The sequence below is a fragment of the Pseudomonas sp. S3E17 genome, assembly GCF_024168685.1.
GTDB classification, from domain to species: domain Bacteria; phylum Pseudomonadota; class Gammaproteobacteria; order Pseudomonadales; family Pseudomonadaceae; genus Aquipseudomonas; species Aquipseudomonas marginalis.
On record NZ_JALJWE010000001.1, the window covers coordinates 295806 to 322321 of the forward strand.

The 26516-nt window shown below is 62.6% G+C and carries 26 protein-coding genes; 15 read left to right on the forward strand and 11 right to left on the reverse strand.

Translation table 11 applies throughout. The annotated features are described in order from the left end of the window. The first annotated feature begins 48 nt into the window (after positions 1-48). Positions 49-471, forward strand: coding sequence for a homoprotocatechuate degradation operon regulator HpaR (hpaR, locus tag J3D60_RS01180; protein WP_027603487.1), 423 nt, complete (start codon positions 49-51; stop codon positions 469-471). 41 nt (positions 472-512) lie between these two features. Here the strand turns inward: hpaR (J3D60_RS01180) and hpaI are convergent, their stop codons facing one another. The 8 genes from hpaI to J3D60_RS01220 all read right to left on the reverse strand — a co-directional run bounded on the left by hpaI (position 513) and on the right by J3D60_RS01220 (position 7847). Then, on the reverse strand, positions 513-1316 hold the full coding sequence (gene hpaI / locus J3D60_RS01185; protein ID WP_253488920.1) for a 4-hydroxy-2-oxoheptanedioate aldolase: 804 nt from the start codon (positions 1314-1316) through the stop codon (positions 513-515). Positions 1317-1329: 13 nt separating this feature from the next. Beyond that, on the reverse strand, positions 1330-2133 hold the full coding sequence (hpaH, locus tag J3D60_RS01190; protein ID WP_053139661.1) for a 2-oxo-hept-4-ene-1,7-dioate hydratase: 804 nt from the start codon (positions 2131-2133) through the stop codon (positions 1330-1332). A 12-nt stretch (positions 2134-2145) separates the two neighbouring features. Continuing rightward, positions 2146-3450, reverse strand: a complete 1305-nt coding sequence (locus J3D60_RS01195; protein ID WP_253488923.1) for an MFS transporter — start codon at positions 3448-3450, stop codon at positions 2146-2148. A gap of 51 nt (positions 3451-3501) precedes the next feature. Beyond that, the gene (locus tag J3D60_RS01200) at positions 3502-3894 is read right to left on the reverse strand and encodes a 5-carboxymethyl-2-hydroxymuconate isomerase (protein WP_253488926.1); all 393 of its coding nucleotides are present in this window, start codon (positions 3892-3894) and stop codon (positions 3502-3504) included. A gap of 45 nt (positions 3895-3939) precedes the next feature. After that, positions 3940-4797 carry a 3,4-dihydroxyphenylacetate 2,3-dioxygenase gene (hpaD, locus tag J3D60_RS01205; protein ID WP_074845900.1) on the reverse strand — a complete coding sequence of 286 codons (858 nt, stop codon included), beginning with the start codon at positions 4795-4797 and terminating at the stop codon, positions 3940-3942. Between the two features lie 148 nt (positions 4798-4945). Next, positions 4946-6406: a 5-carboxymethyl-2-hydroxymuconate semialdehyde dehydrogenase gene (hpaE, locus tag J3D60_RS01210; protein ID WP_253488928.1), complete on the reverse strand. Its 1461-nt coding sequence runs from the start codon at positions 6404-6406 to the stop codon at positions 4946-4948. Between the two features lie 5 nt (positions 6407-6411). Next, positions 6412-7182 (reverse strand): fumarylacetoacetate hydrolase family protein, encoded by a 771-nt coding sequence (locus J3D60_RS01215; RefSeq protein ID WP_253488937.1) that lies wholly within the window; start codon positions 7180-7182, stop codon positions 6412-6414. Next, positions 7179-7847: a fumarylacetoacetate hydrolase family protein gene (locus tag J3D60_RS01220; RefSeq protein ID WP_065939659.1), complete on the reverse strand. Its 669-nt coding sequence runs from the start codon at positions 7845-7847 to the stop codon at positions 7179-7181. The genes J3D60_RS01215 and J3D60_RS01220 overlap by 4 nt, the downstream gene beginning before the upstream one ends. A 161-nt stretch (positions 7848-8008) precedes the next feature. Between J3D60_RS01220 and hpaA the strand changes: the two genes are divergently transcribed. From hpaA to J3D60_RS01250, 6 genes are all read left to right on the forward strand, one after another. Next, the gene (gene hpaA / locus J3D60_RS01225; protein ID WP_027603496.1) at positions 8009-8914 is read left to right on the forward strand and encodes a 4-hydroxyphenylacetate catabolism regulatory protein HpaA; all 906 of its coding nucleotides are present in this window, start codon (positions 8009-8011) and stop codon (positions 8912-8914) included. Positions 8915-9087: 173 nt separating this feature from the next. Further along, complete coding sequence (gene hpaR / locus J3D60_RS01230; protein ID WP_027603497.1) at positions 9088-9510, forward strand: homoprotocatechuate degradation operon regulator HpaR; 423 nt, start codon at positions 9088-9090, stop codon at positions 9508-9510. Between the two features lie 167 nt (positions 9511-9677). Then, entirely contained in the window at positions 9678-10658 is a 981-nt protein-coding gene (locus J3D60_RS01235) for a helix-turn-helix domain-containing protein (RefSeq protein WP_065939661.1), read from the forward strand. A 68-nt stretch (positions 10659-10726) separates the two neighbouring features. Beyond that, positions 10727-11659: a transporter gene (locus J3D60_RS01240; RefSeq protein WP_065939662.1), complete on the forward strand. Its 933-nt coding sequence runs from the start codon at positions 10727-10729 to the stop codon at positions 11657-11659. Between the two features lie 10 nt (positions 11660-11669). Continuing rightward, positions 11670-12902 (forward strand): MFS transporter, encoded by a 1233-nt coding sequence (locus J3D60_RS01245; RefSeq protein WP_098479849.1) that lies wholly within the window; start codon positions 11670-11672, stop codon positions 12900-12902. 16 nt (positions 12903-12918) lie between these two features. Further along, entirely contained in the window at positions 12919-14367 is a 1449-nt protein-coding gene (locus tag J3D60_RS01250; RefSeq protein WP_065939664.1) for an amidase, read from the forward strand. Between the two features lie 62 nt (positions 14368-14429). Here the strand turns inward: J3D60_RS01250 and J3D60_RS01255 are convergent, their stop codons facing one another. Next, positions 14430-15293: a sensor domain-containing diguanylate cyclase gene (locus tag J3D60_RS01255; protein ID WP_253493933.1), complete on the reverse strand. Its 864-nt coding sequence runs from the start codon at positions 15291-15293 to the stop codon at positions 14430-14432. Positions 15294-15513: 220 nt separating this feature from the next. On the opposite strand from J3D60_RS01255, the gene J3D60_RS01260 reads away from it, so the two are divergent. Continuing rightward, complete coding sequence (locus J3D60_RS01260) at positions 15514-16293, forward strand: FadR/GntR family transcriptional regulator (RefSeq protein WP_253488940.1); 780 nt, start codon at positions 15514-15516, stop codon at positions 16291-16293. Here J3D60_RS01260 and J3D60_RS01265 read toward each other — a convergent pair. Both J3D60_RS01265 and J3D60_RS01270 read right to left on the reverse strand, forming a co-directional pair. Then, a complete protein-coding gene (locus tag J3D60_RS01265; protein ID WP_253488942.1) occupies positions 16233-17066 on the reverse strand; it encodes an NAD(P)-dependent oxidoreductase in 834 nt (277 codons plus the stop codon). The genes J3D60_RS01260 and J3D60_RS01265 overlap by 61 nt on opposite strands. Positions 17067-17147: 81 nt before the next feature. Further along, complete coding sequence (locus J3D60_RS01270) at positions 17148-17873, reverse strand: oligogalacturonate-specific porin KdgM family protein (protein ID WP_065939666.1); 726 nt, start codon at positions 17871-17873, stop codon at positions 17148-17150. Positions 17874-18232: 359 nt separating this feature from the next. Here J3D60_RS01270 and J3D60_RS01275 point away from each other — a divergent pair, with 359 nt between their 5' ends. The 7 genes from J3D60_RS01275 (at position 18233) to J3D60_RS01305 (ending at position 26386) form a co-directional block, all read left to right on the forward strand. Then, complete coding sequence (locus J3D60_RS01275; RefSeq protein WP_253488946.1) at positions 18233-19387, forward strand: mandelate racemase family protein; 1155 nt, start codon at positions 18233-18235, stop codon at positions 19385-19387. A 72-nt stretch (positions 19388-19459) separates the two neighbouring features. Then, positions 19460-21070, forward strand: a complete 1611-nt coding sequence (locus tag J3D60_RS01280) for an ABC transporter substrate-binding protein (protein WP_253488950.1) — start codon at positions 19460-19462, stop codon at positions 21068-21070. Positions 21071-21090: 20 nt separating this feature from the next. Then, complete coding sequence (locus J3D60_RS01285) at positions 21091-22128, forward strand: ABC transporter permease (protein WP_027603508.1); 1038 nt, start codon at positions 21091-21093, stop codon at positions 22126-22128. Between the two features lie 45 nt (positions 22129-22173). Next, a complete protein-coding gene (locus J3D60_RS01290; protein WP_253488960.1) occupies positions 22174-23784 on the forward strand; it encodes an ABC transporter substrate-binding protein in 1611 nt (536 codons plus the stop codon). 42 nt (positions 23785-23826) lie between these two features. Continuing rightward, complete coding sequence (locus tag J3D60_RS01295) at positions 23827-24744, forward strand: ABC transporter permease (protein ID WP_027603510.1); 918 nt, start codon at positions 23827-23829, stop codon at positions 24742-24744. Between the two features lie 14 nt (positions 24745-24758). After that, positions 24759-25598: an ABC transporter ATP-binding protein gene (locus J3D60_RS01300; RefSeq protein WP_253488963.1), complete on the forward strand. Its 840-nt coding sequence runs from the start codon at positions 24759-24761 to the stop codon at positions 25596-25598. Positions 25599-25609: 11 nt separating this feature from the next. Further along, the gene (locus tag J3D60_RS01305) at positions 25610-26386 is read left to right on the forward strand and encodes an ABC transporter ATP-binding protein (RefSeq protein WP_065939670.1); all 777 of its coding nucleotides are present in this window, start codon (positions 25610-25612) and stop codon (positions 26384-26386) included. Positions 26387-26516 lie beyond the last annotated feature (130 nt).

The following is a 26516-nucleotide window of genomic DNA, read 5'->3' on the forward strand; positions in this document are numbered from 1 at the left end:
AATGCTAGAATGTTGTTAATCTGTTAACCAATTGCGACGCCGCCATCCATGTCCAAACCGCGCCAATCCCTGACCCTCACTTTGCTCCATGCGCGTGAAGCCGCCATGGGGTTTTTTCGCCCTTCGCTCAATCAACACGGACTGACCGAGCAGCAATGGCGGGTCATTCGGATCCTCAGCCAGCATGAGGAGCTTGAGATCAATCGCCTGGCCGAGCTGGCGTGCATCCTCAAGCCGAGCATGACCGGAGTGCTGGTGCGCATGGAAGCGGCAGGCATGGTTGAGCGGCGCAAGGCGCAACAGGACCAACGCCGCGTGCTGGTGCGGCTGGCCGAGAAGGGCCAAGCCTGTTTCGACTCCATGAGCCAGAGCATGGAAGCCAATTACCAGCGCTTGCAGGCGGGGTTTGGCGAAGAGAAGTTGCAGACCTTGCTGACCTTGCTCAACGAACTGAAAACCCTCAAGCGCTAGTTAAGCTAGCCCCACAGCTGCCGCGCGCAAGCGAGGCTGCGTCAGTAGACGCCGCCGGCCGCGCTGGCAGGCGCCGGTGAGTCCTTGAAGGCCGCCGCCAGGCTTTGCAGCCCGCGCATCAGCACCGTGGTGTCCACGCCCACCGCCACGAACGCCGCGCCCAGTTCGATGTAGCGCCGCGCCAGTGCCTGGTCGGCGCTGAGAATGCCGGCGGCTTTGCCGGCGTTGCGGATGCGCGCGATGGCGTCTTCGATGGCGGCCTGCACCTCGGGGTGGCCGGGGTTGCCGCGATGGCCCATCGACGCGCTCAGGTCCGCCGGCCCGATAAACACCCCGTCGACGCCTTCCACCGCCGCAATCGCCTCCAGGTTGGCCAGGCCCTCGCGGTTTTCGATCTGCACCAGCAGGCACATCTGCTCATCGGCGTGGTCGAGGTAACCGGCAATGCTGTTCCAGCGTGAAGCCCTGGCCAGCGCACTGCCGACGCCGCGCACGCCCTTGGGCGGATAATGGATGGCTTTCACCAGCGTACGCGCCTGTTCTGCGCTCTCCACCATGGGCACCAGCAAGGTCTGTACGCCAATGTCGAGGACTTGCTTGATCAACGCGGTGTCGCCGATCACCGGGCGAATCACCGGCTGGCTGGGGTAGGGCGCCACGGCCTGGAGCTGGCCGAGCAGGCCGCGCAGGTCGTTGGGCGCATGTTCGCCGTCGATCAGCAGCCAATCGAAACCGGCGTTGGCGGCCAGTTCCGCGCAATAGGCATCGGCCAGGCCCAGCCACAGGCCGATCTGGGTTTCACCGCTGCGCAGGCGATGTTTGAAGGTGTTGACAGGCATGTCCATGAGCACTCTCCCGTTAAACGAATCGGCAGGCAATCGAACCCAGCATGTCGTAGTCGACATGGAAGGTATCGCCAGGGTTGGCCGCCACCGGGCGGGTGAAGGAGCCACCCAGGATGATTTGCCCGGGTTGCAGGGTGACGTCATAGGCGGCCAGTTTATTCGCGAGCCAGGCCACGCCCTTGGCCGGGTGATTGAGCACGGCGGCGGAGACGCCGGACTCTTCGATCACACCATTGCGGTAAAGCACCGCCGGCACCTTGCGCAAGTCGATCTCGGTGGGCCGCACGGCCCGCCCGCCCATGACCACGCCGGCGTTGGCGGCGTTGTCGGAGATGGTGTCGAACACCTTGCGGGTCGCCTTGGTGTGCGGGTCGACCTGCTGGATGCGCGCATCGATGATCTCCAGCGCCGGGATCACCCATTCGGTGGCGTCGAGTACGTCGAACACCGTCACGTTCGGGCCTTTCAGCGGTTTGCCCAGGATAAACGCCAGCTCCACCTCGACGCGCGGCACGATAAAGCGCTCGAAGGGGATGTCGGTGCCTTCATCGAAGAACATGTCGTCCAGCAACGCGCCGTAATCCGGCTCGGTGATATTGGACGAGACCTGCATGGCCCGGGAGGTCAGGCCGATCTTGTGGCCGACCAGCTTGCGCCCGTCCTTGATTTTTTGCGCGACCCAGGCGCGCTGGATGGCATAGGCGTCGTCGAGGGTGATCGCCGGGTGATCGAGGGAAAACTGACGCACCTGTTCGCGTGAACGTTCGGCCTGGTCGAGGCGCGCGGCGGCTTGCAAAATGAGCGATTGATCAAGCATGGCAAGAGTCTCTTATTGAGGGTTGACGATGGCCGCCCGGGTGCGCAGCACCAGCAGGCCGCCGAGAGCAATCAGCAGCGCCAGGACGTACAGGGCCAGGCTGGCGCTCTGGGTGGTGTCGCGCATCCAGCCGATCAGGTAGGGCGCGAAGAATGACGCGATGCTGCCGAACGAGCTGATCAGGGCGATCCCGGCGGCCTGGGTGTTATTGGAGAGGAACGCGGGAGGCAGTTGCCAGAACATCGGCAACGCCGCGCTGGCGCCCATGCCGGCGACGATCAGGCCGCCCAGCACCACGGCCGGGTTGGCGGGGGCGAGCCCGGCGATGGCAATGCCGGCGGCCGACATCAGCAAGGGCACGCACAGGTGCCAGCGGCGTTCACGCTGGCGGTCGGATGAACGCCCGCAGCCGATCATGAAAAAACACCCGGCCAGGTACGGCACCGCACTCAGCAGGCCGACCTTGCCGTCGCTGCCGATGCCGGCGCCGTGGATCAGCGTCGGCATCCAGAACGCCAGGGTGTTGACCGCCAGCATCACCGCGAAGTACACCGCCACCAGCAGCCACACCTGTGGGTTGCTGAGAATGGCGGAAAACGAGGTGATCGATTTGCGGTGTTCTTCCCGGTGCAGTTGCTCGCGCAGGTGTTGCTTCTGTTCCGGCGCCAGCCACTTGACCGTCTCGAAGCTGTCCGGCAGGCACTTGAGCACCACCAGCCCGAGCAGAATCACGGGGGCGCCTTCGATGACGAACATCCATTGCCAGCCGCGCAGGCCGCCCAGGTCGTGGAAGTGTTCAAGGATGCCGCCGGAAAGCGGGCCGCCGATCACCCCGGCCATCGGCACTGCGATGGCAAACAGGGCGGTGACTTGCGCGCGACGCCCGGCCGGGTACCAGCGGTTCAGAAACACCAGGATGCCCGGGAAGAAACCGGCCTCGGCCACCCCCAGCAAAAAGCGCAGCACATAGAAGCCCATGGCGCTGTCGATCAGGAACATGCAGGTCGACAGCACGCCCCACACCACCATCAGCGTGGCAATCCAACGTCTTGGGCCGACACGGTCCAGGGCCATGTTGCTGGGCACGCCGAACAGCGCGTAGGCCACGAAGAACAGGCCGGCGCCGAAGCCATAGACCGTGTCGCTGAAGTTCAAGTCCGCGCTCATCTGCATCTTGGCGAAGCCGATGTTGATGCGGTCGAGATGGGCGAAGAGGTAGCAGATCAGCAACAACGGCATCAGCCGCCAGGTGATGGTGCTGTGGGTACGGTCGCGTGCGACCTGGCCGAGGTTGTCGGCGGTATGGGCTGTGCTCATGGTTTTATACTTTTTATCTGAGAGGCCGAGGGTGTGAACGGGCAGGGTGCTTTAGCCGACCTGCGCCTTGAGGAACGCATGCACGTTGTTCTGCTTGAAATTGAGCTGCTCGTGCAGTTCGAGCATTTCAAACGACAAGGCCAGCAGGCGCCGGGCCTGAAGCGCGGCGAAGTGCTGGGTGATGACCTCGAACAGGCGCTCGGCGACTTGCTGGCGTGTGGTCAGGTCGCGGCCATGGCCGACCTTCAACGTCATGTGCACGAACGCGTAGTCATGCTTGCCATCGGCCATGCGCCAGGTGTCCAGGCGCACGCCACGGCTGCGGATGCCGCCCAGGGGAAACACGCCGCTGTCGCCCAGGCTGGCGTGGACTTTTTCAAACAGGCCCGGCAGGTCTGCCTGCTGTTCGATGTTGTCGGTGTATTCAGCGATGAAGTGGGGCATGAACGGCTCCTTCAGGCCGCGCGGGGATGCCGCGCGGCCATGCGGTCAAACAGGGAAAATGGCGTTGATCTGCCCGGTGCCCGAGCTGCCGAAGGGTTCGGTGATGATCTCGGCCGGCTTGTCGTAGTCCGGCCCGCCGAGCAAACCGAGAAGCATGGCGGTGTCGTGCATCTTGCCTTCGCCAAAGCAATGCTCGGCGTAGTCCGGGAGCATGGCGCAGAACTCTTTCCAGCGGCCCTGGCGCCACAGTTCCACCACATGCAGGTCGACCTGCTTGTCGAATTCACGGGTCCAGTTATGAATATTGGCTTCGGCATTGCGGTCGTCGGAGAAGCGGTGCGACAGCGACCCCGAGGCCAGCACCACGACTTTGCGATCGCTCTTCTCGATGGCCCGGCGCACGGCGGCGCCGAAGGTGAAGCTGTCTTGCAGGCGATGCCAGGCACACCAGGCGGCAATCGAAACGACGTTGAAGGTCTGCTCGTCCGGTACGCCCATGTGCATGTAGCGCATCGGCACCAGGGTGCCGTACTCCAGCTCCAGGCTCGGGATGTTGTGGGCCAGGGTGCGCACGTCGGCGGCGTTGGCCTCGGCGGCGATCAGCTCGCCCAGCTCCGGGCAGCCGGGGTATTCGTAGGCCATGTTCTTGATGAAGTGCGGCAGTTCGTTACTGGTGTAGATGCCCTTGAAGTGCTCGCCGCTGTTGACGTGATAGGCGCTGTTGACCAGCCAGTGCACGTCGAACACCACGGCGGTATCGGCGCCCAGCTCGCGGGCGCGCCGACCGATTTCCTTGTGCCCGGCAATCGCCGCTTCGCGGCAGCCATGGTGCTTGCCAGGCAGCTCCGACAAGTACATCGAGGGTACGTGGCAGATCTTTGCTGCCAGAACTACTTCGCCCATGATCATTCTCCTGAGTATTTATTCTTTTGTAGGAGCGAGCTTGCTCGCGAAAAACATCAACGATAACGCAGCATTTCCGTTAGCCGGCGGCGCCTGCGGATTCTTCGCGAGCAAGCTCGCTCCTACAGGACGCGTTGTTGTGTCCGGCTTACACGCCCCAGCGCGGGATGTGATGACTTCCCATGGAAATGCACACGTTCTTGATCTCGGCGAACACTTCGAAGCTGTACTGGCCGCCTTCACGGCCGGTGCCGGAGCCCTTCACGCCGCCGAACGGTTGGCGCAGGTCGCGCACGTTCTGGCTGTTGATGAACACCATGCCCGCTTCGATGCCATAGGCCAGACGATGCGCCTTGCCGATGTCCTGGGTCCAGATGTAAGACGCCAGGCCGTATTCGGTATCGTTGGCCAGTTTCAAGGCTTCGGCTTCGTCCTTGAACGGAATCAGGCACACCACCGGGCCGAAGATTTCTTCCTGGGCGATACGCATATTGTTGTTCACGTCAGCGAACACCGTGGGCTGGATGAACTGGCCCTTGCTCAGGTGCGCCGCCAGGTTGGCCGGGCGCTCCAGGCCACCGGCGAGGAGGGTGGCGCCTTCTTCCATACCGATCTTGATGTAGCCGGTGACCTTGTCGTAGTGGGCCTGGGTGATCATCGAGCCGACCTGGGTTTTCGGGTCTTGTGGGTCGCCGACGATCAGGCGCTTGGCGCGCGCGGCAAACTCGGCGACGAACTGCGGGTACACGCTTTCCTGGATAAAGATCCGGCTGCCGGCGGTGCAGCGTTCGCCGTTGAGCGAGAAGATGGTGAACAGCGCGGCGTCGAGGGCGCGTTCCAGGTCGGCATCTTCGAAGATCAGCACCGGCGACTTGCCGCCCAGTTCCATGGAGTACTTTTTCAGCCCGGCGGTCTGCATGATTTTCTTGCCGGTGGCGGTGCCGCCGGTGAAGGAAATCGCGCGGACATCGGGGTGACGCACCAGGGCATCGCCAGCGGTGGCGCCGTAACCCTGGATGACATTGAGCACGCCCTTTGGAATCCCGGCCTCCACCGCCAGGCGCCCCAGTTCGTTGGCGGTCAGCGGCGACAGCTCGGACATTTTCAGCACCGCGGTATTGCCCAGGGCCAGGCACGGCGCGGTCTTCCAGGTGGCCGTCATGAACGGCACGTTCCACGGCGACACCAGCGCGCAGACACCCACCGGCTGGTACAGGGTGTAGTTGAGCATCTGGTCATCGACCGGGTAGCTATGGCCGTCCATGCGCGTGCAGACTTCGGCGAAAAAGTCGAAGTTGTGCGAGGCGCGGGGAATCAATACGTTTTTGGTCTGGTGAATCGGCAGGCCGGTGTCGAGGGTTTCCAGTTCGGCCAGGTGCGGCACGTTCTGTTCGATCAGTTCGCCGAGCTTGCGCATCAAGCGCGCCCGTTCCTTGGCCGGGGTGCCCGCCCATTTCGGGAAGGCTTCCTTGGCCGCCGCCACGGCTTGCGCGACTTCCTCGGCGCCGCCGCTGGCGACTTCACCGATGGCTTCGCCGGTGGCCGGGTTGTAGTTGACGAACACGTCTTTGCTTTCGACCTCACGGCCATTGATCCAATGTTTGATCATGCTGCTCAAGCCTCTTTACGGGCGTTGAAGAACGCCGCTTCGCTGACAATTCGGTTAACCAGGCGGCCTACGCCTTCGACTTCCACAATCACTTCATCGCCCGGCACGACGTCGGCCAGGCCTTCGGGCGTGCCGGTGGCGATCATGTCGCCGGGTTGCAGGGTCATGAAGCTGGACAGGTATTCGATCAGGTAGGGAATGTCGAAAATCATGTCCCTGGTGCTGCCTTCCTGGCGCAACTCGCCGTTGATCCAGGTGCGCAGTTTCAGGTTGCTCGGGTCCGGCACATCGGCCACATCGACGATCCATGGGCCGACGGGCGTGGTGGCGTCGCGGTTCTTCACGCGCAGGTTGGGGCGGTAGTAGTTTTCCAGGTAGTCGCGAATCGCGTAGTCGTTGCACACCGTGTAGCCCGCCAGGTAATCCAGGGCGTCTTCGCGCTTGACGTTGCGCGCCGGCTTGCCGATGACGGCCACCAGTTCGCACTCGTAGTGCATGTAGGCGACGTTATCCGGGCGCCAGGTCACCTGGTTGTGGCCGGTGTAGGTGCCCACGGACTTGATAAACGCCAGGGGTTCGGTCGGCGGCTTGAACGCCAGTTCAGCGGCGTGGTCGGCATAGTTCAGGCCCAGGGCGAACATGCTGCCGGTGGCCGGTGGCAGCCATTGCACCTGGTCTTCGGCCAACAGGCGACCGTCGGCCAGGCGCACGGCGTTTTCAGCTTCGACCTGTACCGAATGGACTTCACCTTCAAAGCGAATACGGGCGTGTTTCATGGGAGCTCCTCTGCCTTGATGTGGTTGACCAGGCGGCCGAGGCCGCTGATCTCGACCTCCACGGTGTCGCCGGGCTGCACATCCACCCGGCCTTCAGGCGTGCCGGTGATCAGCACGTCGCCTGCGTGCAGGGTCATGAATTCGCTGATCTCGGCGATCAACAATGGAATGTTGCGCACGAAGTTGGCCGTGGTGTTGTGCTGGCGAACCTCGCCGTTGACGTACAGCGTGATCGCGAGATTGTGCGGGTTCGAGACCTGTGCGGTGGGTATCAGCTCGGGCCCGATGGCACAGAACCCATCGCGGCATTTGGCTTTGACGGCGGGGCGGTAGTAGCTGTCTTCCGGCAGGCTGAACTCATTGACCAGGGTGTAGCCGGCCACGTAGTCGAGGGCTTCGGCCGCGCTGACGCGACTGGCGCTCTTGCCCATCACCACCCCCAATGCCGGCCCAGGTTGCAGGCGCTCGCCCTGGCCGGGATGCACCACCTCGGCGCCGTGCTGGTTGCGGGTGTTGGGCGTCTTGATGAACAGCACCGGCTTGACCGGCGGTTTCTGGTACGGCGGCTGTTCGAATTCGGCGAGGCGCTGCTTGAGCAACCCCTGGTAGTTCAGCGCGACACCGAAAAGGGTGCCGGTCGCGATGTCATGCAAGGCACGGCTCATGGGTTCTCCTGGCAGGGCCATGGCGGCCTTGCATTTAGTTAATGTGTTAACAGTTATAATTAAGATGTTAACTATCGTCAAGGGTGTAGACTGTCCACGGGGTGCTTGCAGGGTGAGCACCGCTGCATCAGGGCAATCACAATAAAAACGAGTAGCGTGCGATGAGCGACCGTCAACCCATCCCGAACATCAACATTGGCCAGGTGTACGACCAGCGCTACAGCGACGCCGAAGTCCATTACGACAAGCTGGCCAACCTGGCGGATTTCTTCGGGCGCAACATGCCCGTTCACCGGCATGACCGGTTCTTCCAGGTTCACTACGTAAAAAGCGGCACCGTGCGCGTGTACCTGGACGACCAGCAATACGTCGAGTCCGGGCCGATGTTCTTCCTCACGCCACCCACGGTGCCGCACTCGTTTGTGACCGAGGCCGACAGTGACGGGCATGTGCTCACGGTGCGTCAGCAATTGGTGTGGCAACTGATCGAAGCCGACGCCAGCCTGGCGCCGGCCGGTGTGCAATTGCCGGCCGCGTGTGTCGCCCTGACGCAGTTGGCGCCGCAATACGCGGGCGATATCCGCCGCCTGGATTATCTGTTCGAGGAACTGCGCGAAGAGGTAAAAGCCCAGCGTTCCGGGCGCAGCGCAGCCCTGGACAGCCTGACGCGGTTGATCATGATCAGCCTGTTGCGGCTGTGTTCGAACTCGTTGAAAGCCACGCCCGCCCGTCACGAAGACTTGAAAATCTTCCACCGCTTCAACGAGCTGATCGAAGCGCACTACCAGCAACACTGGCCGTTGTCGCGGTATGCCCAGGGCATTGGGGTGACAGAAGCACGGCTCAACGACGTGTGCCGGCGTATTGCCGACCTGCCGTCCAAGCGCCTGATCCTGGAGCGCCTGATGCAGGAAGCCAAGCGCCTGCTGCTGTTTACCGGCAGCTCGGCCAACGAGATCTGCTATCAGCTGGGGTTCAAGGACCCGGCCTATTTCAGTCGTTTTTTCCAGCGTTACGCCCAGCTCACTCCGGGGGAGTACCGCCAGCGCCAATCGGGATTGCGTTGAGCCAGGCATAAGGGGGGTCTTGTTGATCTTGTGCGGATCATCATGAGCATCGCCACGGTGCAACAGAATGGCTTTTACGCCGAACCGATTGTACTTTTCACAGCCCCCAGGCCGCTTGCAGCGGTTGGCCGGCGACACTAAGCTGCCGACTCGCCCATCCAATTGGTGCCGATATGGCCAACCCCAGACCTTCGCTGACCCTGACCCTGCTGCAAGCCCGTGAAGCCGCAATGGCGTTCTTCCGCCCGGCACTGAACAAGCATGCACTGACCGAGCAACAGTGGCGGGTCATTCGGATCCTGCGCCAGCAGGGCGAACTCGAAAGCCATCAACTCGCCCAGCAGGCCTGCATCCTGAAACCGAGCATGACCGGAGTGTTGACCCGCCTGGAGCGCGACGGCCTGGTGCGCCGGCAGAAGTCCAGCCAGGATCAGCGCCGGGTGTTCGTGGGCCTCACCGAGCGCGGCCAGCAGTGTTTCGTCTCCATGAGCGAGGGCATGGAAAGCAACTACCAGAAAATCGAAGCGCAGTTTGGCGCGGAGAAAATGCAGCAGTTGCTGGACTTGCTCAATGAGCTGAAAAACATCAAGCCTTGAAGGTGAAAAAATTCATTAACAGGTGAACGTTTTTGCCCGAGGCTGGCATCGCGGGCGCACATCCTCACTATCCATTTTCGGCACACATGCACGCGCTGCCCCGGGTTCGGAATGGAACTTGCGTGCGATACGACCTGTAAGCCTTGCAACTGAAAAAGGTTAGGTCAATGAACAATAATAATGTGCAGATGCCTGCGGCCTCGGTGGTGCTTCCACCGGCGTTACCCCTCCAGCGTTTCCTGACCAGCGACATCGACGAGCACGCTCGCAATATGGGCGGCTGGCAGGTTCGCTACGATCAGTTGTCACCCGGCTCCTTTGCCGGTGAGTTGCTGGAGTTCCGCTCGGACTGGATGCAACTGGTGCGCGACCGCTCTAATCAGGCCATGGTCAAGAGTGGTGTGGCCTGGAAAGGTGCGATCACCTTCAGCATTCCCTTGAGTGCCGACGGCCCGGTGTATTGCTCGGGGCATCCGATCCACGAGCCCAGCCTGTTGGTGGCCCACGGTGAAAACCTGCCCGAGCTGCACACTCCACAGCACCTGGACCTGCTCGGCGTGGCCATCGAAGAGCACGCCCTGGAACATGTGCTGGAGTGCCAGGGCATTCAATTTCGAATTACCGATCTTCCCAGGTGTTACCGCTTGGGTGATTCATCCGTGCAACGTGACCTCGCGGCGTTGTTCGACGAGCTGGCGGGCTGTGATGCCGTGCTCGGGCATGACTCGATCCGCCGCGGCATCCGCGATGCGGTGATGCTGCATATGCTGGAGTTGATCGCCCCGGACCAGGCGCCACCCCTCAACCCCACGGCGCGCAAAAGGATGGTCGATCGCGCCCGCGAATATGCGTTGAGTCACCTCGACGAGCCGCTGTCGATCCTCGACCTGTGCAACCACATCGGCGCCAGCCGGCGCAAACTCCAGTACTGTTTTCAGGAGACCCTGGGCATCAACCCGGTGGCCTATCTGCGGGCACTGCGCCTCAATGCGGTGCGCCGCGAACTGCGAACCAGCACCCAAGCCCACGGCGTACAGGAAGTCGCGGCGCGCTGGGGCTTCTGGCATTTGAGCCGGTTCGCAAGCGATTACCGCACCATGTTTGGCGAAAGCCCTTCCCAGACCCTGCGTCGCACACAACTCTGCTGAAAACGGATAACCGCCGCACTCTGCGCGTTACTAGGATGGCCCACACCACTTGATGGGAGGGGCATTCGATGATTCACCACAATAATGCAAGCGCCACACGCATGACGCTGTTCACCCTGGGGCTGCTGGGTTGCTGCGCCAGTGTCCAGGCCACCGAGAACGGTGCGCCGACCACCGCTGTCGGCGTTTACGATTTCGGCGCGGGGATGATGCCGCCGGCCACGCCGTTCGGGACCGTAGGGCTGCGCACGGCGTTTTACTCGGCCAATGTGCAGAAGGACCGTAACGGTCGCTCCGTCGACAACCGCTTCTCACTGGATGTGTTGTCCATCGGCGTCGCCTACATGCGCATGACCGATCACACGGTGCTGGGCGCCAACTATGGTTTCGGCGTGGTGGTACCGTTCTTCAAGATGGACGCTTCCGTCAAGGTACCGACCCCGGCCGGCCCGCTGAGCCTGGAGGCCGATCCGTTTCGAATGGCCGACATGCAGTTTCTGCCGGTGATCCTGCAATGGAACCTGTCGCCGAACCTGTTTATCAACACGCAGTTGCAGATCCAGGCGCCCACCGGTGACTACGACAAGAATCGTTTGATCTCCCCAGGGCTCAATCACTGGACGTTCTCGCCGATCGTCAACGCCACCTACATCACCGACGGTGGCTTCGAGGTTTCCTCAAGCGTTGAGGTGGACGTCAATACCCGCAACCCCGCGACCGACTACAAGAACGGTGTCGAGTACCGCCACGAATTTGCCGTGGGCCAGCATGTAGGGCCGTGGACCCTGGGCCTGGGGGGTTACTACTACCGCCAGTTCAGCGATGACGACGCGCCCGGCCTGCAATCGGGCAACCGGGCGCGGGTGCTGGCTGTCGGGCCGGCCGTGAGTTACTTCAAGCCCGGTCTGCCGCCCATTTGGCTGCACGCCTACAAGGAAACCGATGCCCGCAACCGTGCCGAGGGTTACACCGTGGCACTGCGCATTTCTCAAAGTTTCTAAGGGGCTGGCCATGAACTCATCACATTCCGATTCCCCCTCGCCGCGGCAAGCCACCGGGCGCCGTGAAGGGCTGGTGCTGATGCTGGGCAGCAGCCTGACCATCATGGGCGCGGCCATGGTCGCGCCGATCCTGCCCAAGCTGGGAGCCGAGTTCGGTGCGCTGGAACCGCGCGCCGCCCTGCTGGTGCCCTTGGCGGTCACCGGGCCGGCACTCGCGATTGCGCTGTGCGCCCCCCTGGCCGGCTGGTTGGCCGACCGGGTCGGGCGCAAGGCGTTGCTGGTAATCGCCACGCTGTTGTATGCCGTGCTCGGGGCCATCCCGGCGCTGCTGGATAACTTGCCCGCCATCGTCGGTGTACGCCTGCTGTTCGGCGCGGCGGAGGCGGCGGTGATGACCTGTTGCGCGACGCTGATTGCCGACTATTGGCACGGCGAGGAACGGCTGCGCTACATCAATCGGCAAGTGGTCACCATCGGTTTGGTCGGCTCGCTGTTCTATGTCGTGGGCGGCGCGTTGGGCGAACACTCCTGGCGCCTGCCATTCCTGCTGTACCTGCTGCCACTGCTGTTGGTGCCGATGATGATCAAGGTGCTGTGGGAACCCGCCGCCGCCCGCCAGCCCGTCGAGGTGGCTGAACAGGGCAGGGTGGCCGTGCTGCCGTTGGTGCTCGGTTATCTGCTGATCCTCAGTGGGATGGTGCTGAGTTTTATCGTGCCGATCCAGGCGCCGGTTTTACTCGTCAGCCTCGGCATCACTTCAAGCACGATGATCGGGCTGTCGGCGGGGGGCAGTCTGCTGGCGACCCTGGGCGGTTCGTTAGCCTGGCCGCTGCTGCGCCGGCGCATCGGCATCCCCGGTTGCAATGCGCTGTTGCTGAGCCTGCTGGGCTTGGGGTTGTGGCTGCTGATGCGCGCACCGAGCTACAGCATGGTGCTGGTGGCCGTGCTGATCCATGGCCTGGGCGCCGGGCTGCTGGTGCCCAACGCGATGGCGCCGGTGATGAATGCCCTGAGCGCGAAAACCCGCGGGCGCGGCTTGGGTGGGTTCACGGCGTTTCTGTATTTCGGTCAATTTGTCAGCCCGCTGGTGGTGGCCGTGCTCAGCGTTTACTCGGGTGACGTGCGTCGTTCAATCCTGTGGCTGGCCTGTGCCAGTTTTGCCTCGGCCCTGGCCTGGGCACTGGCAGGCCTGCAAGCACGGCGCAAAGCGCTGACCCAGGCATTCGGATCAAGTCATTCGTAATCAAGAGGAGATAAGCATGGACATCCACAACCTGCTGGACAGCGAAGACGCCACCGGTTTGGCCGAATGGGTCAGGCGCGGTGAGGTGCAGCCCGGCGAGCTGCTGGAAGCGGTGATCGAGCGTATCGAACGGGTCGAACCGCAGCTGAATGCGGTGGCCGAGCGGCTTTACGATTCGGCCCGCCACTCGGTGCGCGCGTCGCGCCCCGGCCACGCTGTGTTTGCCGGGGTGCCGACCCTGATCAAGGACCTGTTTTCGCCGGTCAACGGCGCGGCGATGACCAATGGCTCGCAGGCGTTGGGAGGCGCTCGCGCTGACGTTGAAGCCGAACACGTCAGCCGTATCCGCCGTGCCGGGTGCGTGATTGTCGGTACCAGCACCTCACCCGAATTCGGCACCTCGTATTCCACCGAGTCCAACCGCTTTGGCGCCACGCGCAACCCCTGGAACATCGCCCACAGTGCCGGCGGCTCCAGTGGCGGCGCGGCAGCCTTGGTGGCGGCGCGCGTCGTACCGTTTGCCCATGGCAACGATGGCGGCGGTTCCTTGCGTGTGCCGGCGTCCTGCTGTGGGGTGTTCGGCCTCAAGCCCAGCCGTGGGCTGTTGCCTTCCGGGCCGATGATCGGCGAGGGCTGGGCCGGGATGGGCAGCCCCCATGCGATTACCTTGTCGGTACGTGACAGCGCCGCGCTGCTGGATGCCACGGCCGGGATCGACCTGGGCGCACCCTATGCCGCGCCGCTGCAGGCGCAGCCCTATGTCACCGCGCTGCAGCAGGACCCTCGGCCGCTGCGGATCGCCCTGGTCGAGCAGCTCGGGCCTTGGCCGACCTCCGGCGAAAGTGTGCAAGCCGTACGCCAGGCCGCCAGGTTGTGCGAATCCCTGGGCCACCGCGTTGAACCGGTCAATTTGCCGGTGGCGCTGCCGGCATTTCTCGATCAGGTCTTCACCATCATCGGTGCGAGCACGCGTCACTACGTCGATGTGTTGGGGCAGATGCGCGGTTCCGCCGTGCAGCCTGAGGAGCTGGAAGCCCGCACCCGCATTATCCTGCGCTGCAAAGGGGCTGTCAGCGGTGCGCAGTACGCCGGTGCCGTGGAATGGATTCATGCCTTGGGCCGGCAGTTGGCGGTATTCATGCAGGATTACGACCTGATCCTCACGCCGACCCTGGCCCGCGAGCCGGTACCGATCGGGGAGCTGGACCTGCAAGACGACCGCTTGAGCCTGGAGGAACTGATCGAACGGTTCCACAGCTACTCACCGTTCACGGCGCTGTTCAATGCCAGCGGGCAACCGGCGATGTCGGTACCGTTGTACTGGAGCGCTGCCGGCCTGCCGATGGGCGCCCACTTCGCCGCGCGCTTTGGCGAAGAAAGTACCCTGCTGGCCCTTGCGGGGCAGTTGGAGCGGGCCCAGCCCTGGCGCGGTCGGGTTCCGCCGGTCAACGCCTGTCGGTTGTGAGCGTCTGAGGGCTTCTGCATCGGGCGGGTGGACCGACCTGCCTGATGCAAAACGCCTTCTGGTCATTCAGCCGCGAATCGCTGCCTTTTTATCCGGTACATATCACCGTCCGCATGGCTGAGCAGGGTATCGGCATCTTCCCCGTCCTGGGGATAAACCGCCACGCCGATGCTGCAGGACGGCATCCTTACCCCACCAAACTCGGGCCCCAGCGGCTCGGCCATGACCGCGAGTATCTGCACCACCCTGGCAGAAATAGCCTCCCGCGACGGGATGTCGGTCAACAGCACCGTGAACTCATCACCGCCCATCCGCGCCACCAGGTCGCTGTCGAGTACGCAGCGTTCCAGGCGTCGGGCGATCGCACACAGCACGCGATCGCCCATGGCATGGCCATGTACATCGTTGATGCCCTTGAAGTCATTGATGTCCAGGAACAGCAACGCCAGGCCGCGGTTGTGGGACTGCGCACTGTGCAGGGCCTGGTCCAGCCGATCATTGAACAGTGAGCGGTTGGTCAGGCCCGTCAGCGGATCATGGTGGGCAAGGAAGCGCAGTTCTTCTTCGGCCTGGGTAAGCGCCGTCACGTCCCGTGCGACGCCGATTCGTGCGCCCACCTCTTTGGACCAGAAGGCCGCCCACAGGATGTGCACCACACTGCCGTCCTTGCGTAGATAGCGGTTGCGGAAGTCGACATGGGATTGGCCATTCATGACCCGCACAATCGAGGCTCGGGTGCGCGCCAGGTCTTCCGGGTGCATGTAGTGGGTGATCAGGGTGCCGACCAGTTCGTCGGCCCGGTAGCCGAGCAGGGCCTCGCAGCCATCGCTGACGAAGACAATCTGGCTGTCGCCGTCGACGACAAATACCGTATCCAGCATCAGGTGGATCAGTTTCGGGTACAGCGCTTGCAGGTCAACGGGCATGGGGTATCGGGCGTCCGGTTCATATCGGTCGATCATAGCCCGATCATGAGCAGGGGCGTCGAGCAATCCTGCACATTTTTAGTCCGCTCGGCAGCCGCTGAGAGCGGCCTGGCAGAGGCTTTTCGCGTAGGGGGAGGCGCTGGGAGCCACAGGGAGGGTTGTCGTACAACCGAATGCGCTATGATGCGCGTTCCTCCGCCAACCGAGATACACGTTCTTGATGGACAACCCGAACGTCCAGCCCACCGTTCGCCGCCGGCACCGCAGCCTGGCCGAAGAACTGGTCACCGAGCTTTCCCGGCGCATCTGTTCCGGTGAGCTGCCGCGTGCCACCAAGCTGCCCACCGAATCCGAAGTGATGGCCGAACATGGGGTGAGCCGCACGGTGGTGCGCGAGGCCATTTCGCGCCTGCAGGCCTCGGGCCTGGTGGAAACCCGGCACGGCGTCGGCACCTTTGTGAAGGATATCCCGAGCCCCAGCGGGTTTCGCATCGACCCGGACAGCATCGTGACCTTGCAGGATGTGCTGGCCGTGCTGGAATTGCGCATCAGCCTGGAGGTGGAGGCTGCCGGCCTGGCGTGCGTGGGGCGCACCGATGAGCAATTGCAGGTGATGCGCGACTCGCTGGATGCGCTCAACTCACGGGCGGTGAGTGCCGACTACGCGGTGTCGGCAGACTTTCAGTTCCATCAGCAGATCGCGCTGGCCACGGGCAATCGCTATTTCACCGACATCATGTTGCACCTGGGGCTCAACATCCTGCCGCGTACACGCCTGCACTCCAAACGTCTGGCCAAGGACAACAAGGAGCCCTTCCTGGAGCGCTTGAGCCGTGAGCATGAGGACATCTACAAAGCCATCCTGCGCCGTGACGCCGATGCGGCTCGGGCGGCGATGCGCCTGCACCTGTCCAACAGCCGCGAGCGCATGCGCCAGGCCTATGAAGCCGCCGCCGCCGAATTGTCGAACGGCCCGGCCGCGGTGAACGCGCCGCCCTGAAGCCGGCTGCCCGGTTCATCGGCCGCCGCTGGCGGTTGCTGCTCGACCTTGGCGCGAAACGCTTCCGAACTGTCCTTGGGCGCAAAGCCCAGGTGCTCGGTGTGCCGGGTGCTCCACCAGCGATCGCGATTGGCCGAGACGCCATACACCACACTGTGTCCCACATCCTTGGCCAGCAGGGCGCGCGCCACCAGGTGGTCCAGGTCGGCGTAACTCAGCCAGGTCGACAGCATCCGCCGGTTGCGCGGCTCGGGGAACGACGAGCCGATGCGCAAGCTCACGGTTTCAATCCCATAGCGATGAAAGTAGAACGCCGCCAGGTCTTCGCCGTAGGCCTTGGAGAGGGCGTAGTAGCCATCCGGACGGCGCGGTGAGTGCACGTCCAGTTCAACGTCCTGGGGATAGAAACCGGTGACGTGGTTGGAGCTGGCAAACACAATCCGCTTGACCCCCTGCTGTCGCGCCGCCTCATAAATGTGGAACGTGCCGCGAATATTGGCGTCGAGAATCTCCTCGAACGGCCGCTCCACGGAAATCCCGCCCAGGTGAACGATGGCGTCGACGCCGTTGACCAGCGCCGCCACGGCGGCCTTGTCGGCCAGGTTGCAGGTGATCACTTCGTCATGCTCTCCACGGCTGGGGGCCATGGGGCTGATGTCCGAGGCGCGGACGCTGTCGGCATGGGCGTGCAAGGTGTTCCGCAGGATTTGCCCCAGGCCGCCGGCGGCGCCGGTGAGCAAGATGCGCGTGAAGGGTTTGGGTGGTGTGGTCATGGTCAGGTCTTCCATTGAACGCTGGATGCAGGTGGCTTGCCTGTCGAGCGATGCGCACTCGCCAGGCAAGTCGTGGGTGCTTTACATGAAGTTGTACTGGATGCCCAGGCGCCACCGCGCCTGGCGGTCTTCGGACGTGGCGTTGACCTTCACATCGCCAATCTCCATGAACGGGGCCCATTCCTTGGTGAGCTTGTATTTGACGATCAGGTTCTGTTCGTAATCGCTCTTCTTGTTGTCGTAGCGGATGTAGTCAGTCTTGAAGTAGATGAACTGATATTCGTACGCCCACTTACTGGCCGGCGTGTAGCCGAGCCAGCCCTCGAAACGATGGGTGGTCTGGTCATCCTTGATGTGGTCGGGCAAGTCCTCGTCGACCTGGTCGCGGTCCAGCTTCTTGGCGTCCAGGCGATAGCGCGTGGCGGCGTAGAAGGCGTCGTTGATCTTGTAGTTGTACTTGAGGCCGAACTTGTAGGTGGTCGAGTCTTTCGAGCTGTCCATCTGGAACGCCGGGGTCAACGTCGATTGCGCGCTGAGTTTGTAGTTGTAGCTCACGGTGAACTCGTGCCCGTTGTTGACCATGTTGTCGTAGGCGACGTCTTCACGGTCGCCGGCGGTGCGGTATTTCATTTCCGCTTCAAATCCCAGGCCACTGTCCAGGCGGTAGTTGAGCTTGATTCGGTCAGCGTGGGCGCTGTCCTCCTCGGTGAACTGGTGGCGGTAGTTGATGCTGGCAGAGTCAGCGCTGACATACAGCGGCAGGCCGAGGGTCAGGGCAGTAACGAGCGTGCGTAGGGTGGTGTTCATACGGTCTTCTTTTTTGTTTTTGTTAGGGTCGTTTGACGGTTGCTACGGCAGTGGGTTGTTGCGTATGGCTCTCATCTAAGGTGCCGATATACGTTATCGTACGACAAGATGACTCGTCTATGGGTTATCGGTGGTTTTGAAACATCTTGAAATATATGTGCCCAGTGAATAGGGCTTTACAGCAATCCAGGTTATTCCTTGGTTGTCTTTAAAAATAAGGGTTTTGTCGGGATTTATTGAAAATGCATGCAGAAGAGGGGCGGGTTATTGGGTCTTTTCAAGTGTTGTACGATGACCTATGATCGGTCGCAACAGACGACACTTCCGTCACAAATCCAATAAGAAGGCTTACGACGTCCATGAGAATCACAGCAGTCAACGTCCAGGTATTTTCCTACCCGACCCGCCGCGCAGTGGACAGTGCCGGCCATGCGCACCCCGGTGATGTCAGCCAGGCGCAGATGGCTTTGCTGCGCATCCAGACCGAAGACGGCCACGAGGGTTATGCCTTCGGCGCCCCTGAACTGATTCGCCCGTATGTACTCGATGGTTTCGTGCGCAAAGTGCTGGTGGGGCAGAACGCTTTCGATCGCGAAAAGATCTGGCACGACCTCGCGCACTGGCAGCGCGGCAGTGCCAGTCAGTTGACCGACCGCGCCCTGGCGCTGGTGGAGCAGGCCCTGTGGGATTGGGCCGGGCGCAAACTGGGTGTGCCGGTGCACAAGTTGATTGGCGGTTTCCGCGACAAGGTGCCGGCCTACGGCTCCACCATGTGTGGCGACGAACTGCCCGGAGGCCTGGCGACCCCGGAAGACTACGGGCGTTTTGCCGAGACCCTGGTGCAGCGTGGCTACAAGGCTATCAAGCTGCACACCTGGATGCCGCCGGTGTCCTTCGCCCCGAGCCCGCGCATCGACGTGCAGGCTTGTGCGGCGGTACGCGAAGCGGTCGGCCCGGACATCGCCCTGATGCTGGACGGTTATCACTGGTACAGCCGCACCGAAGCGCTGTACATCGGGCGTGAGCTGGAGAAGCTCGACTTCGCCTGGTTCGAAGAGCCGATGATGGAAGAGTCCGCCGAGTCCTATGCCTGGCTGGCGGGGCAATTGGACATTCCGGTGCTGGGCCCGGAAACCCTGTCCGGCAAACACCTGAGCCGCGCCAGTTGGGTCAAGCACGATGTGTGCGATATCTTGCGCGCCGGTGTGGCGGGCGTCGGCGGCATTGCGCCGTGCCTGAAGGTTGCGCACCTGGCTGAATCCTTCGGCATGGATTGCGAGATTCATGGCAACGGTGCGGCCAACCTTGCCGTGGTCGGCGCGATCAAGAACTGCACCTGGTATGAGCGTGGCCTGTTGCACCCGTACCTGGATTACGACGAAGTACCGGCCTACCTCAAGCGTCTGGTAGACCCGATGGACAACGACGGTTTTGTGCACCTGTCCGACTTGCCGGGCCTGGGTGAAGACATCGATTTCAACTTCATCGAGACCCATACGCTTAAAAGCTTCTGACGTGTACAGGATCAGCCCGGCATCCGTCGGGCTGATCAAGAGCCCTATAAATATAAAAAAGGCACTCTTGTTATGAGCATTTTCCCTTCGCTGTGGGCGCGGGTGTTCGTCGCCGCGCTGGCTGTCACCGCTGTACCTGCAAGTTTCGCAAAAACCCCGGCCGATCAATTGATCGTCGGCATGAGCATGATCAATCTGCTGTCCCTCGACCCGGCGGCGGCCACCGGCCTGGACGTGTCGGAGATCAACGCCAACCTCTATGACATGTTGCTGGTGCAGGATGTCGCCCAGCCGGATCGCCTGGTACCGGCGCTGGCCGAGCGTTGGCAGGTCAGTGATGACCGCAAGACCCTGACCTTCAACCTGCGCACCGGCGTGAAGTTCCAGTCCGGCAATGACCTGAGTGCCGAAGACGTTGCCTGGTCGTTGCAGCGCGTGCTCAAGCTCAACCTCGCACTGGCCTCCACCTGGAAGGCCTACGGCTTTACCGCCGAGAACGTCGAGCGCTACATGCGTGCCACGGATGCCACGACCTTCGTGATCGAGCTGCCCCGGCCCACCGACCCGCTGCTGGTGCTCAACACCCTGGCGACCTCGCCGAGTGCCTTTATCCTCGATCGCAAGAAAGTCCTCGAACACCAGAAAAACAACGACATGGGCGCCGCCTGGCTGGTGACTCACGCCGCCGGCAGCGGTGCGTTTGTGCTCAATGACTGGCGCGCCAACGACGTGATCCTGATGAGCCGCTTCGACGGGTACTGGGGCGGCCCGGCCAAGCTCAAGCGCATCGTCATGCGCAACATGACCGAGTCGCAGTCGTTGCGCCTGATGATCGAGCGCGGCGACCTGGACATCGCCAAAGGCATGTCTGCGCCGGACATCGAAGCCCTGCAGAAAAGCGCCAAGGTCCGCACCCAGACCTTGCAGCGCGGCACCCTCTACTACGTCGCCCTGAGTGTGAAGCAACCGATGTTCGCCGATGCGCGTGTGCGCAAGGCCGTGCGTGCGCTGATCGATTACCAGGGCATCAACCAGACCGTCATGCCCCATTACGGCGTGATCAATCAACGGCCGCTGCCCCTGGGCCTGGCCGCGCGCCTGCCGGATCCCGGCTACACGCTCAACGTCGAGCAGGCCAAGGCCTGGCTGGCCGAGGCCGGTTACCCGAACGGTTTCAAGACCACCATTCGCGTGCTCGCCGAACCGCCGTTTATCAACATTGCCTCCAACCTGCAGTCGACCCTGGCCCAGGCCGGTATCGACGCCAGCATCATCACCGGCACGGGCAACCAGATCTACGGTGCGATGCGTGAGCGCAGCTTCGACATCATCGTCGGCCGCGGCGGTGGCGGGGCGGAACGGCATCCGCACTCCAGCCTGCGCACGCTGGTGTACAACCCGGATAACCGCGATGAGGCCAAGCTCACCAATTTCCAGGGCTGGCGCACATCCTTCTACAGCCCTGAGCTGAACCAGCTGATCGAGCGCGCGGAAGTCGAGCCTGACACAGGCAAGCAACTGGCCCAATACCGCGACATCCAGGAGCAGGTCGACCGGCAGGTCGGGGCCATTTTGCCGGTCTCGCAAATGACCGACACCGTGGTGGTGTACGAAGACGTGGCCGACTTCCAGGGCCATACCGCCGCGACCACGCGCTACAAAGACGTCTACAAGAAGCGCTGACCGATTATCAGGAGCTCACTATGTTTGTTATGACTGCCTCTGTCATGGGCGCTCGCGCGTCCAACACGGCCCGGCGCGCGGGTACGGTGCTGGTGACCTTGCTCGGCCTGCTGGCCCTGACGTTCATCATCGGCCGGGTCATGCCGCTCGACCCCGTGCTGGCGGTCGTCGGGCCGGATGCCGACAGTTCCACCTACGATCAGGTGTACCGGTCGATGGGCCTGGACAAGCCGATCTGGACCCAATTCGGTCTTTACCTCAATGACCTGCTCCACGGTGACTTCGGCAATGCGCTGTTGACCGGCCACCCGGTACTGGACGACATCCTGCGCGTCTTCCCCGCGACGATCGAACTGGCCACCCTGGCGATCCTGTTCGGCGTGCTGATCGGTTTGCCCCTGGGCGTCTGTGCCGCCAGCAACCAGGGGCGCCTCGGCGATCACGTGGCGCGGGTGATCACCTTGTTCGGCTACTCCACGCCGATTTTCTGGCTGGGCATGATGGGGTTGCTGGTGTTCTACGCCTGGCTCGGCTGGGCCGGTGGAGCGGGGCGCATCGACCTGGCCTATGACGGCATGGTGCCCGAGGTCACCGGCCTGCTGCTGATCGACTCGACCCTGGCACGTGACTGGGATGCCTTCGCCAGCGCCCTGCGCCACATCGTGTTGCCGGCGCTGATCCTCGGCCTGAACTCGGTGGCGTATATCAGCCGCATGACCCGCAGCTTCATGCTCGAGCAGCTGTCCCAGGAGTACATCATCACCGCGCGGGTCAAGGGCCTTTCCCGGCGCCAGGTGGTGTGGGGGCATGCGTTTCGCAACATCCTCGTGCAGTTGCTGACGGTGGTTGCGCTGGCCTACGGCTCGTTGCTGGAGGGCGCGGTGCTGATCGAAACCGTGTTTGCCTGGCCGGGGTTCGGCCAGTACCTGACCAGCAGCCTGATGCTCGGCGACATGAACGCGGTGATGGGCTGCGTGTTGGTGATCGGCTTGATTTTCGTTGCGCTCAACCTGATCAGCGACGCCTTGTACAAGGTGTTCGACCCCCGTACCCGTTAACGCACGGCGCCGTACCGATAAAACTATAAAAAGAAGGAATTTTGCATGAAGACGGTATTTTCAACACTGCACCTTGGCTTGTTGACGGCGATGCTCGCCCTTGGGCCGATGACAACGGCCAGCGCCAAGACCCCCGCCGATCAATTGATCGTCGGCATGAGCATGGTCAACCTGTTTTCCATCGACCCGGCCAATGCGCCCGGCCTGGATGCCTCCGGCGTCAACGCCAACCTCTACGACACCCTGATCAAGCGTGACCAGGGCAACCCGGAAAAACACCTGCCGCAATTGGCCGAACGCTGGGACATCAGCGAAGACGGCAAGCAGGTGACCTTTCATCTGCGCCAGGATGTGAAATTCCATTCGGGCAACCCGCTGACCGCCGAGGACGTGGCGTGGTCGCTGTACCGGGTGATGAAGCTCAATTTCGGCCTGGCCACCACCTGGAAGGCCTACGGCTACAGCGTCGAGAATATCCAGTCGCTGATCCGCGCCACGGACGCCCACACCCTGGTCGTCGACCTGCCGCAGACCGTGGACCCGCTGCTGCTGGTGGACTCCCTGGCGATCTCGCCGAGCGCTGTGGTAGTGGACCGCAAGACGGCCCTGGCCCATGAGAAAAACGGCGACCTCGGCGCCGGCTGGCTGGTGACCAACGAGGCCGGCAGTGGCCCCTTCGTGCTGACCAAGTGGAGCGCCAACGATTCGCTGCTGCTGACCCGTTTCGACGGCTACTGGGGCGGGGCGGCGAAGCTCAAGCGCGTGGTGGTGCGGCACATGACCGAATCCCAATCCTTGCGCCTGATGCTCGAACGCGGCGACCTCGACCTGGCCTACGGCATGGCGGCGCCGGACATTCGCGCCATCGACGGCTCGGACAAAATCCAAGTGCAGTCATTGCCACGCGGCACTATGTACTACGTGGCAATGAGCATGAAGCAACCCGAGTTTGCCAAGACTCAGGTGCGTGAAGCCGTGCGCAACCTGATCGACTACAAGGGCCTGGATGAACAGGTGATGCCGTATTACGGCAAGCTCAATCAGCAGCCGATGCAGTTGGGGCTGGAAGCGCGCTTGCCGGATCCGGGTTATCACATGGACGTGGCCAAGGCGAAAAAGCTGCTGGCCGAGGCGGGTTACCCCGACGGTTTCAACACCACCATTCGTACATTGTCGGAGCCGCCGTTCATTGACATCGCCGCGCGCCTGCAAGCGACCCTGGCCGAAGGCGGGATCAAGGCCAGCATCGTCACCGGCACCGGCAACCAGGTCTACGGCGCCATGCGCGCGCGCAATTTCGAGATCATCGTGGCTCGTGGCGCCGAGCGCTATCCCCATCCGTATTTCAGCCTGCGCACCTTCGCCTACAACCCCGACAACAGCGATGACGCCGGCTTGCCGAACTTCCAGGGCTGGCGCGCTTCATTCTTCAATCCGCAGCTCAACAGCCTGATCGACCAGGCGGGCGTGACGCGCGATTCGGCACAGCGGGTCAGCCTGTATCACCAGGCGCAGACGCTCTATGACCAGCAGGTGGGGCCGATCCTGATGATCTCGCAGATGACCGACACCGTGGTCAGCGCTGCCGACGTCAAGGGTTTCAGTGGTGACGATGCCGAGGCCACCCGTTACCTGGGTGTCTACAAGCAGCGTTGAGTAGGGCTGCGGCCCTTCAGAATTCACACAGAGAAGATGCTTATGAATGCCAATCTGTCTTCCATCGACACGGCGGCGAAGCGGCCGGTGGATCGCTCGCCGGGCTCCAGCTTCGATGCCTTCTGCAAGAGCGGCCTGCGGGTGCTGCGTCACCTGTTGCGCAACCCCATGACCCTGGCGGGCCTGCTGGTTGCGTTGCTATTGGTGGTGGTCGCGGCCTTTGCGCCATGGATCGCCACCCATGACCCGGTCGCGCAAAACCTTGCCACAGCCTTGCAGGCGCCGGGTTCGGCGCACTGGTTCGGTACCGACGAATACGGTCGGGATATTTTCAGTCGGCTGGTCTATGGCTCGCGGATCACGCTGTACATCATTGCCCTGGTAACCGTGATCGTCGGTCCCATCGGGCTGTTTATCGGCACCGTCTCGGGCTACTTCGGCGGGGCGGTCGACACTGTGTTCATGCGCCTGACCGATATCTTTATTTCCTTTCCCAGCCTGGTCCTGGCACTGGCCTTTATCGCCGCCCTGGGCCCTGGCCTGGAGCATGCGGTGGTGGCGATTGCCTTGACCTCATGGCCACCGATTGCGCGGCTCGCGCGGGCTGAAACCCTGTCCCTGCGCAACGCCGACTTTGTCGTCGCCGTGGAGCTGCAAGGCGCGTCGCCGGCGCGGATTATCCTGCGCCATATCGTGCCGATGTGCCTGTCCTCGGTGATCATCCGCCTGACCATGAACATGGCCGGGATCATCCTCACCGCCGCTGCTTTGGGCTTTCTCGGCCTGGGTGCCCAGGCGCCGCTGCCGGAGTGGGGCGCGATGATTTCCACCGGGCGCCGCTACATGCTCGAGTGCTGGTGGCTGGTGGCGGTTCCCGGGGCGGCGATCATGTTGGTCAGCCTGGCCTTCAACCTGTTGGGCGATGGCCTGCGGGACATCCTTGATCCGCGCAGCGAATAATCGGAGAACTCCTTATGTCTGCCATCAAGCTGAATGTCGAAGGGCTGAATGTGCGCTTCGTCAGTGGCCAGAAAGAAACCCACGCCGTGCGCGATGTGTCCTTTACCTTGGGGCGGGAGAAGCTGGCGATTGTCGGTGAGTCCGGCTCAGGCAAGTCCACCGTCGGGCGCAGCCTGCTCAAGCTGCATCCGCCCAGCGCCAGAATCACCGCCAAGGCCATGGCGTTTGGCGAGGTCGACCTGCTCTCGGCCACTGAAAAAGCGATGCAGAAGATTCGCGGCCAGCGCATCTCGATGATCATGCAAGACCCCAAATACTCGCTGAACCCGGTGGTCAAGGTGGGCGACCAGATTGCCGAAGCCTACCTGGCCCACCACAAGGCCAGTCGCAGTGATGCGCGCGAACGAGTCATGCAGATGCTCGAGCAGGTGCATATCCGCGATCCGAAGCGGGTCTACAACCTGTACCCCCACGAGGTGTCCGGCGGTATGGGCCAGCGCATCATGATCGCGATGATGGTGATCACGCGTCCGGAAGTGATCATTGCCGATGAGCCTACGTCGGCGCTGGATGTCTCGGTGCGCCAGCAAGTGCTCAGCGTGCTGGAAGAACTGGTCGACCAGCAGCAGATGGGGCTGATTTTTGTCAGTCACGACCTCAACCTGGTGCGCAACTACTGTGACCGCGTGCTGGTGATGTACGCCGGGCGCGTGGTCGAATCCCTGGCTGCCTGCGACCTGCAATACGCCGAGCATCCCTACACCCGTGGCCTGCTGGCCGCGCTGCCGAGCATGGATAACCGTCGCGTGCACCTGCCGGTGCTCAAGCGCGATCCACTCTGGCTGACTCAATAAGGAACCTGACCATGCCCATGATCCAAGCGCACGCCTTGAACCTGAGTTTCGGCACCGGCGCTGCCATCAACCAGGTGCTGCACGATGTGAGCCTGAGTGTCGCCGACGGCGAATCGTTCGGCCTGGTGGGGGAGTCCGGCTCGGGCAAGACCACCGTGCTGCGCTGCCTGGCCGGGCAATACCGGCATTGGAATGGCGAGCTGAGCATCGCCGGCGCGCCGTTGCAGCACAAGATTCCCAAGGAGCACTTTCGCAAAGTGCAGATGGTCTTCCAGGACCCCTACGGCTCCCTGCACCCCAGGCACACCATCGACACCGCCCTGCGCGAACCGCTGATTATCCACGGGGTAGGGGACAAGGACGACCGGATCAACGAGATCCTGCTTAAGGTCGGCCTGAACGACAGCTTCCGCTTTCGCTATCCCCATCAGCTGTCCGGTGGGCAGCGCCAACGGGTGGCGATTGCGCGCGCGTTGATCCTTGAGCCCCGCGTGCTGTTGCTGGATGAACCGACCTCGGCCCTGGATGTGTCGGTCCAGGCCGAGATCCTCAACCTGCTGGCGGACCTGCGCCAGCGCGAGAAACTCACCTATCTGCTGGTCACCCATGACCTGGGGGTGGTCACTCACTTGTGCGACCGGGTGGCGGTGATGCAGCACGGCCGGATCGTCGAGTTGCTCGACTGCCAGGCTTTGAGCCAGGACCAGGCCGTGCACGACTACACGCGAATGCTGGTGCAGGCCAGTCGTGACTTCAGCCAGGAGTCTGAACGACGGCGGGTCGGGTGATTTCTGTGGTCATCGTATGACTATGCTTGATTGGTAATGCGCTAATTCCTATGAAGTGCAATTAATATGCTGTTTTTATTGAATTAAATCTAAAGGTGCGAACAAAGGTACTTAGGGCTAGCTAACAATC

What these genes read in the sequence shown, in the direction of transcription:
- hpaR (WP_027603487.1), top strand. Translation starts at nt 49, where the DNA reads ATGTCCAAACCGCGCCAATCCCTGACCCTCACTTTGCTCCATGCGCGT.
- hpaI (WP_253488920.1), bottom strand. Translation starts at nt 1,316, where the DNA reads ATGGACATGCCTGTCAACACCTTCAAACATCGCCTGCGCAGCGGTGAA.
- hpaH (WP_053139661.1), bottom strand. Translation starts at nt 2,133, where the DNA reads ATGCTTGATCAATCGCTCATTTTGCAAGCCGCCGCGCGCCTCGACCAG.
- J3D60_RS01195 (WP_253488923.1), bottom strand. Translation starts at nt 3,450, where the DNA reads ATGAGCACAGCCCATACCGCCGACAACCTCGGCCAGGTCGCACGCGAC.
- J3D60_RS01200 (WP_253488926.1), bottom strand. Translation starts at nt 3,894, where the DNA reads ATGCCCCACTTCATCGCTGAATACACCGACAACATCGAACAGCAGGCA.
- hpaD (WP_074845900.1), bottom strand. Translation starts at nt 4,797, where the DNA reads ATGGGCGAAGTAGTTCTGGCAGCAAAGATCTGCCACGTACCCTCGATG.
- hpaE (WP_253488928.1), bottom strand. Translation starts at nt 6,406, where the DNA reads ATGATCAAACATTGGATCAATGGCCGTGAGGTCGAAAGCAAAGACGTG.
- J3D60_RS01215 (WP_253488937.1), bottom strand. Translation starts at nt 7,182, where the DNA reads ATGAAACACGCCCGTATTCGCTTTGAAGGTGAAGTCCATTCGGTACAG.
- J3D60_RS01220 (WP_065939659.1), bottom strand. Translation starts at nt 7,847, where the DNA reads ATGAGCCGTGCCTTGCATGACATCGCGACCGGCACCCTTTTCGGTGTC.
- hpaA (WP_027603496.1), top strand. Translation starts at nt 8,009, where the DNA reads ATGAGCGACCGTCAACCCATCCCGAACATCAACATTGGCCAGGTGTAC.
- hpaR (WP_027603497.1), top strand. Translation starts at nt 9,088, where the DNA reads ATGGCCAACCCCAGACCTTCGCTGACCCTGACCCTGCTGCAAGCCCGT.
- J3D60_RS01235 (WP_065939661.1), top strand. Translation starts at nt 9,678, where the DNA reads ATGAACAATAATAATGTGCAGATGCCTGCGGCCTCGGTGGTGCTTCCA.
- J3D60_RS01240 (WP_065939662.1), top strand. Translation starts at nt 10,727, where the DNA reads ATGATTCACCACAATAATGCAAGCGCCACACGCATGACGCTGTTCACC.
- J3D60_RS01245 (WP_098479849.1), top strand. Translation starts at nt 11,670, where the DNA reads ATGAACTCATCACATTCCGATTCCCCCTCGCCGCGGCAAGCCACCGGG.
- J3D60_RS01250 (WP_065939664.1), top strand. Translation starts at nt 12,919, where the DNA reads ATGGACATCCACAACCTGCTGGACAGCGAAGACGCCACCGGTTTGGCC.
- J3D60_RS01255 (WP_253493933.1), bottom strand. Translation starts at nt 15,293, where the DNA reads ATGCCCGTTGACCTGCAAGCGCTGTACCCGAAACTGATCCACCTGATG.
- J3D60_RS01260 (WP_253488940.1), top strand. Translation starts at nt 15,514, where the DNA reads ATGGACAACCCGAACGTCCAGCCCACCGTTCGCCGCCGGCACCGCAGC.
- J3D60_RS01265 (WP_253488942.1), bottom strand. Translation starts at nt 17,066, where the DNA reads ATGACCACACCACCCAAACCCTTCACGCGCATCTTGCTCACCGGCGCC.
- J3D60_RS01270 (WP_065939666.1), bottom strand. Translation starts at nt 17,873, where the DNA reads ATGAACACCACCCTACGCACGCTCGTTACTGCCCTGACCCTCGGCCTG.
- J3D60_RS01275 (WP_253488946.1), top strand. Translation starts at nt 18,233, where the DNA reads ATGAGAATCACAGCAGTCAACGTCCAGGTATTTTCCTACCCGACCCGC.
- J3D60_RS01280 (WP_253488950.1), top strand. Translation starts at nt 19,460, where the DNA reads ATGAGCATTTTCCCTTCGCTGTGGGCGCGGGTGTTCGTCGCCGCGCTG.
- J3D60_RS01285 (WP_027603508.1), top strand. Translation starts at nt 21,091, where the DNA reads ATGTTTGTTATGACTGCCTCTGTCATGGGCGCTCGCGCGTCCAACACG.
- J3D60_RS01290 (WP_253488960.1), top strand. Translation starts at nt 22,174, where the DNA reads ATGAAGACGGTATTTTCAACACTGCACCTTGGCTTGTTGACGGCGATG.
- J3D60_RS01295 (WP_027603510.1), top strand. Translation starts at nt 23,827, where the DNA reads ATGAATGCCAATCTGTCTTCCATCGACACGGCGGCGAAGCGGCCGGTG.
- J3D60_RS01300 (WP_253488963.1), top strand. Translation starts at nt 24,759, where the DNA reads ATGTCTGCCATCAAGCTGAATGTCGAAGGGCTGAATGTGCGCTTCGTC.
- J3D60_RS01305 (WP_065939670.1), top strand. Translation starts at nt 25,610, where the DNA reads ATGCCCATGATCCAAGCGCACGCCTTGAACCTGAGTTTCGGCACCGGC.